The sequence below is a fragment of the Streptococcus infantis SPAR10 genome, from assembly GCF_000279535.1.
Taxonomy (GTDB): domain Bacteria; phylum Bacillota; class Bacilli; order Lactobacillales; family Streptococcaceae; genus Streptococcus; species Streptococcus infantis_I.
In genome coordinates this window covers 257,883-269,950 of the sequence record NZ_ALCH01000004.1, presented here as the reverse complement: position 1 = coordinate 269,950, position 12,068 = coordinate 257,883, and the positions used below count along the sequence as shown (strand labels likewise).

The 12,068-nt window shown below is 41.0% G+C and carries 12 protein-coding genes; 1 reads left to right on the top strand and 11 read right to left on the bottom strand.

Annotation, left to right across the window (positions count from 1 at the left end):
• Positions 1–51: 51 nt before the first annotated feature.
• Entirely contained in the window at positions 52–1,020 is a 969-nt protein-coding gene (locus SPAR10_RS06595; protein WP_004252198.1) for an NAD(P)/FAD-dependent oxidoreductase, read from the top strand.
• Between the two features lie 33 nt (positions 1,021–1,053).
• On the opposite strand, the gene whiA is transcribed toward SPAR10_RS06595, so the two are convergent.
• The 11 genes from whiA to tpiA all read right to left on the bottom strand — a co-directional run bounded on the left by whiA (position 1,054) and on the right by tpiA (position 12,009).
• A complete protein-coding gene (gene whiA / locus SPAR10_RS06590; RefSeq protein WP_004252196.1) occupies positions 1,054–1,965 on the bottom strand; it encodes a DNA-binding protein WhiA in 912 nt (303 codons plus the stop codon).
• Positions 1,962–2,939 carry a YvcK family protein gene (locus SPAR10_RS06585; protein ID WP_004252193.1) on the bottom strand — a complete coding sequence of 326 codons (978 nt, stop codon included), beginning with the start codon at positions 2,937–2,939 and terminating at the stop codon, positions 1,962–1,964. The genes whiA and SPAR10_RS06585 overlap by 4 nt, the downstream gene beginning before the upstream one ends.
• On the bottom strand, positions 2,936–3,826 hold the full coding sequence (rapZ, locus tag SPAR10_RS06580; protein WP_004252192.1) for an RNase adapter RapZ: 891 nt from the start codon (positions 3,824–3,826) through the stop codon (positions 2,936–2,938). The genes SPAR10_RS06585 and rapZ overlap by 4 nt, the downstream gene beginning before the upstream one ends.
• Before the next feature lie 51 nt (positions 3,827–3,877).
• On the bottom strand, positions 3,878–4,258 hold the full coding sequence (locus SPAR10_RS06575; RefSeq protein WP_001140424.1) for a RidA family protein: 381 nt from the start codon (positions 4,256–4,258) through the stop codon (positions 3,878–3,880).
• 9 nt (positions 4,259–4,267) lie between these two features.
• Positions 4,268–4,855, bottom strand: a complete 588-nt coding sequence (gene yihA, locus SPAR10_RS06570) for a ribosome biogenesis GTP-binding protein YihA/YsxC (protein ID WP_004252187.1) — start codon at positions 4,853–4,855, stop codon at positions 4,268–4,270.
• Between the two features lie 8 nt (positions 4,856–4,863).
• On the bottom strand, positions 4,864–6,096 hold the full coding sequence (clpX, locus tag SPAR10_RS06565) for an ATP-dependent Clp protease ATP-binding subunit ClpX (RefSeq protein ID WP_007555413.1): 1,233 nt from the start codon (positions 6,094–6,096) through the stop codon (positions 4,864–4,866).
• Between the two features lie 201 nt (positions 6,097–6,297).
• On the bottom strand, positions 6,298–6,804 hold the full coding sequence (locus SPAR10_RS06555) for a dihydrofolate reductase (RefSeq protein ID WP_004252176.1): 507 nt from the start codon (positions 6,802–6,804) through the stop codon (positions 6,298–6,300).
• Positions 6,805–6,931: 127 nt separating this feature from the next.
• Complete coding sequence (locus SPAR10_RS06550) at positions 6,932–7,450, bottom strand: Dps family protein (RefSeq protein WP_004252174.1); 519 nt, start codon at positions 7,448–7,450, stop codon at positions 6,932–6,934.
• 147 nt (positions 7,451–7,597) lie between these two features.
• The gene (locus tag SPAR10_RS06545) at positions 7,598–9,379 is read right to left on the bottom strand and encodes an ABC transporter ATP-binding protein (RefSeq protein ID WP_004252171.1); all 1,782 of its coding nucleotides are present in this window, start codon (positions 9,377–9,379) and stop codon (positions 7,598–7,600) included.
• 10 nt (positions 9,380–9,389) lie between these two features.
• Complete coding sequence (locus tag SPAR10_RS06540) at positions 9,390–11,126, bottom strand: ABC transporter ATP-binding protein (RefSeq protein ID WP_004252168.1); 1,737 nt, start codon at positions 11,124–11,126, stop codon at positions 9,390–9,392.
• A 124-nt stretch (positions 11,127–11,250) separates the two neighbouring features.
• Positions 11,251–12,009: a triose-phosphate isomerase gene (gene tpiA, locus SPAR10_RS06535; RefSeq protein ID WP_004252166.1), complete on the bottom strand. Its 759-nt coding sequence runs from the start codon at positions 12,007–12,009 to the stop codon at positions 11,251–11,253.
• Positions 12,010–12,068: the final 59 nt, after the last annotated feature.

The window sequence follows — 12,068 nt, the reverse complement described above, 5'->3', positions numbered from 1 at the left end:
TGGTAGAAAATATGATAGAATAAAATGATAAAAATGAAATAAGGAGAAACCATGTCTGAATTATATGATATCACCATCATAGGGGGTGGCCCAGTTGGTCTTTTCGCAGCCTTTTATGCTCACCTTCGTCAAGCCAAAGTACAAATCATCGATTCTCTTCCTCAACTAGGTGGTCAACCTGCCATCCTATATCCTGAAAAACAAATTCTCGATGTTCCAGGTTTTCCAAACCTCACAGGGGAAGAATTGACTAACCGCCTTTTGGAACAACTTGAAGGGTTTGAGACACCTGTTCACCTCAATGAAACTGTTCTTGAGATTGAAAAAGATGATGATGTTTTTAAGATTACAACTAATAAGGGAAATCATACTTCTAAAACCGTTATTATTGCTATGGGTGGTGGTGCCTTTAAACCGCGTCCACTCGAATTAGAAGGTGTTGAAGGCTATGACAATATCCACTACCACGTTTCTAACATTCAACAATATGCTGGTCAGAAAATAACCATTCTCGGTGGTGGTGACTCAGCCGTTGACTGGGCTTTAGCTTTTGAAAAGATTGCTCCAACTACACTTGTTCACCGTAGAGATAACTTCCGAGCACTTGAGCATAGCGTCCAAGCCTTGCAAGAATCTTCTGTAACTATCAAAACACCATTTGTGCCGAGTCAACTTCTTGGTGACGGCCAAACTCTTGACAAGCTTGAAATCACAAAAGTCAAATCCGATGAAACCGAAACCATTGAATTGGACCACCTCTTTGTCAACTATGGCTTTAAATCTTCTGTAGGTAATCTTAAAAAATGGGGATTAGAACTGAACCGCCACAAAATTATCGTCAATAGCAAGCAAGAGTCAAGCCAAGCTGGAATTTATGCTCTCGGTGACTGCTGCTACTACGAAGGTAAGATTGACTTGATTGCGACTGGTCTAGGTGAAGCACCAACTGCTGTTAATAATGCCATCAACTATATCGACCCCGAACAAAAAGTGCAGCCAAAACACTCAACAAGTCTATAAGAAAAGAACCACGAATCATCCGATTCGTGGTTTTTACAATTCCTCTGCGATTTTGTTGATCTTTCTCAGGCGATGATTAACACCACTTTTGGTTAAGGGATTTGTCAGACTATCTGCCAACTTTTGAATAGAATAGTCTGGATGCTGAATACGCAGACGGGCAACTTCCTGCAAATCTGCTGGCAGATTATCCAAGCCAATTCTATCTTTGATTTTACTGATATTATTAATGGTTTTCATACTTGCTGAAACCGTACGAGCAATATTTGCCGTCTCTGCATTATTGGCACGATTGAGGTCATTTCGAGTTTCTCGGAGAATCTTGACACCTTCAAAAGTATCACGTGCCTCCATAGCTCCTACTAAAATCAGGAAATCCATAATATCTTCTGCTCGCTGGAGATAGGTCACTGCACCTTTTTTTCGTTCAATCACCTTGGCATCTAACAAAAACTGCTGCAAAAGCGAAGCAATCCCTTGGGCATGATCTAGATAAACTGAACTAATTTCCAGCTGATACTTGCCTGACTCGGGATCACGAATGCTGCCATTCGCTAAGAAGGCTCCACAGAGATAGGCACGTCCTGCTTCTTCATCTCCTATAATATCTGGATCAATTCCCGTCTCCAGACCAAAGAAAGAATCGGCCAAACGCAAATCAGCTAAAAGTTCTTGAACTTGCTCATCTGTAAACACAGTATAAACACGATTTTTCCGTAGATTACTTCTCTGATGATGACGAATCTCCGACTTGATGCCATAGAAGTGTAAGAAAGATTCATAGAGATGGCGGGCAAGCTTGGCACTCTCTGTAACAACGGACAAGGTCAAGCCAGAACTCGACAAACCTACGCTTCCAGACATCTTGATAATGGCTGATAACTCGTAGCGACTCAGATGGTGCTGACCTAGGATTTCTTCTTTTACTGCTACTGTGAAACTCATTTTCTCACCTGTATGATGTGCATCAATTCATCAACGATTAAATCCCCATCGTGGAAGGCGCCACCATTTTCCAAACGTAGGAAGTTGGATGAAATGACACGTGGGACTTGCTTACGTAAGCCTTCAAAATCATGCTCAACCTGTACTAAATACTCATCAAAACGGTTGGTATCCATATAATCTTTAGGTACCTTCTCGATATTAACAAGCACAGTATCAATAAATGGTCTACCCAAATGACGTTGCAAGACTTCTACGTGGTCACTGTCTGTGAAATGCTCTGTCTCACCACGCTGGGTCATGATATTGCAAACATAAGCCACCTCTGCTTTGGTTTCAAGAAGGGCTTTCCCAATCTCTTCAATGACGATATTCGGTAAAATGGAGGTAAAGAGTGAACCAGGCCCTAAGACAATCATATCACTCTCAAGAATGGTATTCACAACTCGACGACTTGCTTGTGGTTTTTCATCATCTAGGGTATTGGTGACGTAAACATGATCAATCATGCCTGGATGGTCTGCAATGTGACTTTCCCCAGCTACTTCTGAACCATCTTTAAAGACTGCGTGCAAGGTTAAGGGATGATCACTAGATGGATAAATCTTACCTGTTGTATGGAAAAATTTACTCAGTAATTGCATGGCATTATAGGTTGAACCCTGCATTTCAGAAAGCCCTGCTATGAGAATATTCCCCAGAGGATGTCCAGCAAAGGCACCTGCATCCTCCGAAAAGCGGTATTGAAAAACCTTCTCATAGAACTTTGGCATATCTGACATGGCTACAAGGACATTGCGTAAATCCCCAGGTGGCGTCAACTGCTGCATATTTTTACGCAGTTCACCTGAAGACCCTCCATCATCAGCGACGGTTACAATAGCTGCAATATCGACATCTCTTTCCCGCAAACTTTTTAAAATAACTGGGATTCCAGTTCCTCCACCGATCACCGTAATTTTTGGTTTTCTCATGAACGGTTTACCGTTTCCTTTCTTCGGTCTTTATCACGATGACTTTCATTTACAGACCAATTCTTAGACAAATCATTGGCTAAGCGTTTGGCAAATGCAACACTTCGGTGTTGTCCACCTGTACAACCTACAGCAATGGTTAAAACTGATTTGCCCTCTTTTTTATAGCCAGGTAGGATTGGTTCGATCAAGGCTAACAAATGACGGTAGAAATCTTCAGATTCCTCATGGTTCATGACATAGTCATAAACTGCCTGGTCTTCACCTGTCTGATTGCGAAGTTCTGGCAGATAGTAAGGATTTGGGAGGAAACGAACATCAAATACCAAGTCAGCATCAATTGGAATGCCGTATTTAAACCCGAAAGACATAACCTCAATACGGAAGGACTGAGCCTGTTCTTGATCTGAAAATTGCTCTGCAATCGTCTTACGAAGTTCACGGGGAGTTAACTCTGTTGTGTCTACTACGTTTTGACTCATATTTTTCAAGGGTGCCAAAAGTTCGCGTTCCAACTTAATCCCGTCCAAGATACGACCATCTGCTGCCAGAGGGTGACTTCTTCTAGTTTCCTTATAGCGTGCCACCAATTCCTTATCTGCTGCATCCAAAAAGAGAATCTTGAAGTCCAAATCATCTTGGTTTTCCAATTCATCCAAGACAGCCTGAATCTCTGAGAAGAAAGAGCGGCTTCGCATATCCACCACTAGGGCTAACTTGTGGTCGTCATCCTTGGTCTCTACCAACTGCAAAAACTTTGGCAACAGAGCTGGTGGCATATTATCAATCGTAAAATATCCTAAATCCTCAAAAGATTGAATGGCTACAGTTTTTCCTGCACCACTCATTCCTGTCACAATCACCAGGTGAAGTTGTTTCTTTGTCATCATTGTCTCCTTATATCAAAAGAAGTTTGGAAGAACCAAACTTCAACTCGCTTATCCAATCTCTGCGATGACTTCAATTTCGACTTTTACATCGCGAGGAAGACGAGCTACTTCTACAGCTGAACGAGCTGGAAATTCCTTATTAAAGGCTGTTTGGTATACCTCATTGAAAGGTACAAAGTCGTTCATATCACTCAAAAAGCAAGTTGTTTTTACAACATGGTCAAAATCTGTTCCCGCTTCTGCCAAAATAGCTCCAATGTTTTTCAAAACTTGTTCAGTCTGTTCTTGGATCGTTTCTCCTACGATTTCTCCAGTTTCAGGAGATAGTGGAACTTGACCGCTAGCAAACAAAAGATTGCCAACGATTTTTCCTTGAACGTAAGGTCCGATTGCCTTTGGAGCTTTGTCTGTATGAATTGTTTTTGCCATTTGTATTCCTCACAATTTTTCTAAAATAGCATCCCAAGCTTGATCCATTCCTGCTTTTGTTACGGATGAAAAGAGGATAAAATCATCGCTTGGATCAAAATTTAATTTCTTTTTAATAGCTGATTCGTGCTTGTTCCATTTACCACGCGGAATCTTGTCTGCCTTGGTCGCCACAATGATGACAGGAATCTCATAATACTTAAGAAACTCGTACATCTGTACATCATCTGCTGACGGATCATGACGAAGGTCAACAAGACTAACAACCGCTCGAAGATTTTCTCGAGTGGTTAAGTACTCCTCAATCATGCGTCCCCATTTTTCGCGTTCCTTTTTGGACACACGGGCATAACCATAACCAGGCACATCTACAAAACGCATCTTATCATCAATATTAAAGAAATTAAGTAGTTGTGTTTTCCCTGGCTTTCCAGAGGTACGAGCTAGATTTTTTCGATTGAGCATGGTATTGATAAAGCTCGATTTACCAACATTTGAGCGTCCTGCAAGAGCAATTTCAGGAAGTTTATCCTGCGGATAGTGGGACTTGTTGGCAGCACTCAGTAAAATCTCAGCATTGTGTGTATTGATTTCCATAGTCACCTCTAGGCTGTCTCTAGAATTGGCTTAGCTGTTCCATCAACTGCTTCTTTTGTGATACGAACAGTTTTCACATTCTCTTGACTTGGAACTTCAAACATAACATCTAGCATGGTTTCTTCGATGATTGAGCGAAGACCACGCGCACCAGTCTTACGTTCAATAGCTTTGTTAGCGATCTCTTGGAGAGCCTCATCGTCAAATTCAAGCTCCACATCGTCATATGAAAGCAAGGTCTGGTATTGTTTAACCAAGGCATTTCTTGGCTCTTTCAAAATGCGAACCAAGTCATCTACTGTCAACTGCTCCAAGGCTGCAAAGACAGGCAAGCGTCCAATCAACTCAGGAATAATACCGAATTTCTGAATATCTTCTGCAATGATTTCTTGCATGTAAGAGCTGTTTTCGTCAATAGCCTTGTTGTTTTGTCCGAAACCGATAACTTTTTCACCAAGACGCTGTTTGACAATCTCTTCGATGCCATCAAAGGCACCACCCACAATAAAGAGGATATTCTTAGTGTCCACTTGAATCATTTCTTGTTGAGGATGTTTGCGTCCGCCTTGTGGTGGTACACTAGCTACAGTTCCTTCGATAATCTTGAGGAGGGCTTGTTGCACCCCTTCACCAGATACATCACGCGTGATAGATACATTTTCACTCTTCTTAGCAATCTTGTCGATTTCGTCTACGTAGATAATTCCACGTTCTGCACGTTCGATGTTAAAGTCAGCTGCTTGCAAAAGTTTGAGGAGGATATTTTCCACGTCCTCACCAACATAACCAGCTTCCGTCAATGCCGTTGCATCCGCAATAGCAAATGGTACATTCAAACTTCTAGCAAGGGTTTGAGCAAGGAAAGTCTTCCCTGATCCAGTTGGGCCAATCATTAGAATGTTTGATTTTTGCAAATCAACATCTTCAGTCTCTTCACGAGTGTCATGGAAATTGATGCGTTTGTAGTGGTTATATACAGCCACTGCCAGAGCACGTTTGGCACGATCTTGACCAATCACATAGTGGTTCAAAATGTTTAGGAGTTCGATTGGTTTTGGTACTTCAGATAAGTCTGCCAAGACTTCCTCAGCCAACTCCTCACGAATAATCTCCTGAGCCAACTCCACACATTCATTACAGATAAAGGCATTGTTCCCAGCGATTATTTTTTTAACTTCTTCTTGGCTTTTGCCACAAAATGAGCAATAAACCATCATATCATTTTTCCTATTTGTAGGCATGATTCCCTTCCGTTCTAAATGATTTTTCTATCTAAAATAAGGTCATATAAAAAGCATGAATGCTATTCACCAAGTTTGTAAAGGCATTTAGCCAAAGCAGAGTAGCAAGTCCATAGCGCTTTTTACGAAAAGCGTGTGATCCAGCCACAAGACAGACAGCACACAAAAGAGCTGTAAAAAATCCAAAAATACTGCGCTCCATTAGACTTCCTTTCTCTTTCTATATTCGATGGTGAAATCATAGGCATTTTTCTCATCTCTAGTATAAGATTTGCTTGCAAGAGTCTCAAAAACAGTCAAATCAAAATCTTCCGGGAAATAAGTATCCCCTTCAACTTGAGCGTGGATTTGTGTCACAATAATCTCATCGAGATATGGTTCAAAAAGCTGAAAAATCTGCTTGCCACCGAGGATGTAGAGATTTTTATCCTGATGATGATACCATTCTAAAACATCCTCAACATTTTGAAAGACCAGAGCACCTTCAATTGACTCTTCGGGATTGCGCGTCAAAATCAAGGTTTCACGTCCTGGAAGCAATCGTCGACCCATCCCATCAAAGGTTACACGACCCATTAAAATGGCATGATTCAAGGTTGTTTCTTTAAAATGTTTTAACTCTGCTGGCAAATGCCAAGGCAAGCGATCCTCTTTCCCAATCACACCCTTTTCATCTTGAGCCCAAATGGCTACGATTTTCTTTGTCATGCTTTCATCCTTTTCATTGATAGTTCTATTTTATCAAAAATCTTCAAAAAAGACTGTTTTGGAATGCCCTCCTGAATAGAAAAAATCCGTAGAAAACTTCTACGGATTTTTAGAAAAGTACAGTATCTTACAAACCAGGTGCTTGTCCTAATTCTGCTGCAAGCATCCAGACAGTTTTTTCAAGATCTGCCTTAGCACCAACGAAGATATCATTGGTTACATCATCACCTTCTTCATCAGTAACATCCAATGCTTTTTGGAAAAGAGTGATAAGGTAACGATAAATTTCAAGGACACGTTCCAAACTTTCTTCAACGTTACGGAATTCTCCAACTCCTTCTTCGATTTCACTGTGTTGAAGGAATTCTGTCAAAGTAGAGTATGGTTTGCCACCAAGTGTAATCAAACGTTCGCTGATTTCATCAAGGTAAGCATCTAGACTATCCATGTATTCATCCATCTTAGGATGCCATACCATGAATCCACGTCCACGCATGTACCAGTGTACTTGATGAAGGGCAATATGAGCCACATACAAGTCTGCTACTGCTTGGTTAAGCACTTCCTTTGTTTTTACTAGCGCTTCTGGCGCTGATTTAGATAATGTTGTTACGTCTTTTAAAGCATCTTTTTTCAATTCAACCATGTTTATTACCTCTTTTCATTTTTTATAGCCACTTTATCAGTGGTTATAGTACAAGTATACTACTCCCAGCATTCGATAGCAAGGAAAGTGTACTATCTTAGAAAAGTCTTAATAGACTGATAATTTAAGAATAGGAAACTGTAATTTTTAGTTCTTTTCTGTGTCTTTACCAGAAAATTGACTTTGATAAAGATCATAATAGAAACCTTTCGCAGCCAAAAGACTTTCATGATTTCCTTGTTCGATAATCTGCCCATCTTTCAGCACCAAAATTTTGTCAGCTTCCTGAATTGTCGAAAGTCGATGTGCAATGACAAAGCTTGTTCTTCCCTTCATCAAACGCTTCATAGCTTTTTGAATCAAGAGTTCTAAACGGGTGTCAACTGATGATGTCGCTTCATCAAGGATTAGAATTTTTGGATCTGCCAAGAGGGCACGCGCAATGGTTAAAAGCTGTTTCTGACCAAGAGAAATATTACTTGATTCTTGGTTCATTTCCATGTTATAACCGCCAGGAAGAGTGCGGATAAAGTGGTCTACATTGGCAGCCTTAGCCGCTTCAACGATTTCCTCGTCTGTTGCTTCAAGATTCCCAAAGCGAAGATTTTCCTTGATGCTACCTTCATAGAGCCAAGCATCCTGTAAGACCATACCAAACTGGCGACGATAGTCCTGACGAGATAAGTCTCGAATATCTTGACCGTCCACTAAAATAGCTCCAGCAGTTACATCATAAAAACGCATGAGAAGGTTAATCAAGGTTGTTTTTCCTGCTCCAGTAGGACCAACAATGGCTACCATTTCTCCTGGTTCAACATCCAGATTGAAATTGCGAATCAATGGTTTGTTTTCCACATATTGGAAATCGACATTTTTGAAACTAACTTGACCTGTCAATGGTGCTAGTTCTTTCACTTCAGTAGTTTGAACTTCTTCCTGTTCATCTAAAACTTCGAAGACACGATCAAGCGAAGACTTAGCACTTTGCATTTGCCCAGCTAACTGAGTGATATTTTGGATTGGCTGGCTGACTTGCCATACATATTGAACGAAAGCCTGCATATTACCAATCGTCAAGCGTCCTGCAATAACCTGCAATCCTCCTAGGACAGCGACTATCAGATAAGTTAAGTCAGATACAATGTGTAAGGCAGGCATCATCAAACCTGAAATAAAACTTGCCTTGAATCCGACTTGTTGCAATTCATCCGTAATCTTTTCAAATCTCTCTTGAGAGTTTTCTTCGCGTCCGAAAAGTTTTAGAACATTGAAACCTGTCAAGCTTTCCTGTACAAATCCATTCATTTGTCCCAGAATGGCTGCTTGCTGTTTAAAGTATGGTTGCGAACGATTCAGAATCGTTTTAGCCCCAAAATAAGTTATCGGAATCGACAAGATAACAATGATAGCCAACTGAAGATTTAGATAGAGCACCATTCCCATAACAAAAAGAATGGTAAAGACTGCATTGACAATCTGTAAGAAGGATTGTTGAAGGGCATTTGAAACAGTCTCTACATCACTGGTAAAACGGCCTAACAAATCTCCAAACTGGTGCTTGTCAAAGTAAGACACAGGGATGCGGTTGATTTTTTCACTCATTTCATTTCGCAAATCCTGTACCATAGACTGCACAGCATTGGTCATAAAGTAGTTTGAGTAGTAAGAACCCAACTCATAGAGAAGACCACGCAAGAGATAGAACACTAGAATTGCTGCGATATAGCTGGTATTGATACCCGCTCCTGCAACACCATTTGCCATAGCAAGGAGATTGCTAGTTAATTCTGTGATGGCAAGCCCCAATATGAAAGGCTCGATAACACTCATAATGACGCTGACTATTTTCAAGAAGACTGCAAAGAAAACAGAGAAACGGTAGGCTTTTAAATAGCTCCATAGACGAGCTAGACTAGATTGTTGTTTCATCCTTTACCTCCTATTCTTCTGTCAGAGACGCATTTTTCAACTGCGACTCAGCAATTTCTCGATAGATGTCATTAGTTTCCATCAATTCTTCATGACGTCCACGACCAACGATTTCGCCCTTATCAAGGACGATAATCTGGTCCGCATCCATAATGGTTCCAACACGTTGCGCAACAATCAATACCGTAGCATCTTGAGTCACTTCCTTGAGACGACGACGCAAGATAGCATCTGTACGGTAGTCCAAGGCTGAGAAGGAATCATCAAAGATATAGATATCTGGCCCCTTGATGACTGCGCGGGCAATCGACAAGCGTTGCTTTTGACCACCTGATAGATTGCTTCCCCCTTCAGCCAGATGAGTTGCAAAACCTTCTTCTCGACTCTCGATAAAGTCCTTGGCTTGGGCTACATCAGCTGCTTGGTGCAAGTCCTCATGACTGGCGTCCTCTTTTCCGTAACGGAGATTATCTGCGATAGTCCCTGTAAAGAGCAAGGCTTTTTGTGGAATAAAACCAATTTTCTGGCGGAGTGATTTGAGACGATAATCCCGGACATCAACACCATCGACCTTGATTTTCCCCAGTGTAACATCATAAAAACGAGGAATTAACTGAACTAGAGTAGACTTACCTGACCCAGTTGAGCCGATAAAAGCAATGGTTTCTCCCGGTTTAGCAGTAAAGGAAATGTTGTGTAAGACAGGACTTTCTGTTTCACCAGGATAGGCAAAGGTCACATTATCAAATTCTAAGTAACCATGTGTTTCTGTTTCTTGAACTCCATCCTCATTTGGATCAATGGAAATAGGCATGTCCATGATTTCCTTTAGACGCTCACTAGACACAGCCGTACGTGGATACATGGTAAAGAGGTTTGACAAGAAGAGGAAGGACAAGAGAGCATGGAAACTATACTCGATAAAGGCCACCAAATCCCCAATCTGCAAACTTCCATGCTTCAGTGGATCAAGGGCAAACCAAACGATAGCTACAATCATGGCAATAATGATTTGCACAAAAAGTGGTTCCGTCAAACCAGTTAATTTGAACAAGCGATTCGAATTATCCGCATAGATTGCATTTTTCTCTTCGAAACGTTTTTCTTGGAAGTCTTCACGAGCAAAGGCACGAATCACTCGTAGACCCATCAAATTTTCACGAACATACTGGTTAATCTTGTCCAGTGTTTTCTGTTGCTTTTCAGATAAAGGACGCGTTTTGACCGCCACATAAATGACTACTACAGCTAGAAAAGGTACGGAAAAAGCGACGATCCAGGCCAGTGAAGGACTCGTCAAGAAAATCATGAGAATACTCGACAGCATCATCATGGGAGTGATGACACCCAACTTAAGCGTTTGTTCCGCAAACTGCATGAGGACAAAGGCATCACTGGTAATACGAGTAACTAATGAGGATACTCCGATTTGTTCATACTCATGATGAGAATACTCTTGTAATTTAGCATAAACATCATTTCGCATATCCTTGACCATATTGGTGGTCAATTTACTAGCCGCATAAGATAGCACAATCCGTCCACATGTTCCCAAGACGATTATGACCAACATGACGATAGCCCAAAAATAGAGCTTATCCTTGTCTCCTTGGTTGATTCCCTGGTCAATCATGCGAGCCAGAACAGTTGGTAGACCTAGATTGACAATAACAAAGAAAATAGCTCCGAGGAAGTCTAATAGTAGCCACTTGGGATAACGTTTGAGATAAGACCAAATATAAAGCATAATTCTCCTTTCTTTTTCATTCAAAATGCAGAAAAGAGCGTGCTTACGCACGCCTTTTTACTAAAAAGAAGACAGGCAGTCATAATCTCAAGAGAGGAAACTGTCTGTCTCAGATATTTGAGGCTTATTTTACAAAGTCAAGTAATGCCAAGAAGCTTTCTGGATCCAGTGATGCACCACCTACAAGAGCTCCGTCAACGTCTGGACAAGCCATGTATTCAGCAACGTTTTCAGGTTTAACTGAACCACCGTATTGAACACGTACTTTATCAGCAACTTCTTGACCAAAGTCAGCAGCTACAACGTCACGAACAACTTTACACATTTTTTGTGCGTCATCTTGTGAAGCTGATTTACCAGTACCGATAGCCCAGATTGGCTCATAAGCGATAACTGATGAAGCTACTTGTTCTGCAGTCAATCCAGAAAGAGCAGCTGAAACTTGAGCACCTACGAATTCTGCTGCTTTACCAGCTTCGTAAGTTTCAAGTGACTCACCACAACAGATGATTGGAAGCATACCGTTAGCAAAGATTGCTTTTGCTTTTTTGTTGATGTCTTCGTCTGTTTCGTGGAAGTAATCACGACGTTCTGAGTGACCGATAACAACGTAGTCAGTACCGATTTCTTTCAAAACTTGTGGGCTAGTTTCACCAGTGAAGGCACCAGCATTTTCAAAGTAAGTGTTTTGTGCAGCAACTTTAAGGTTAGAACCTTTAGCAGCAGCAAGTACAGTAGTCAAATCAAGAGCAGGTACTGCGATACCAGCTTCAACAAGGTCTGATGAAGGAAGTTTTGATGCTACAGCTTCAACGAATGCTTTTGCTTCTTCTGGGTTTTTGTTCATTTTCCAGTTACCAGCGATAAATGGTTTACGTGACATTTCACATACCTCTTTTTTCATTTTATTTTCTACTTATTTTATCATAAATAGAGAGAGCT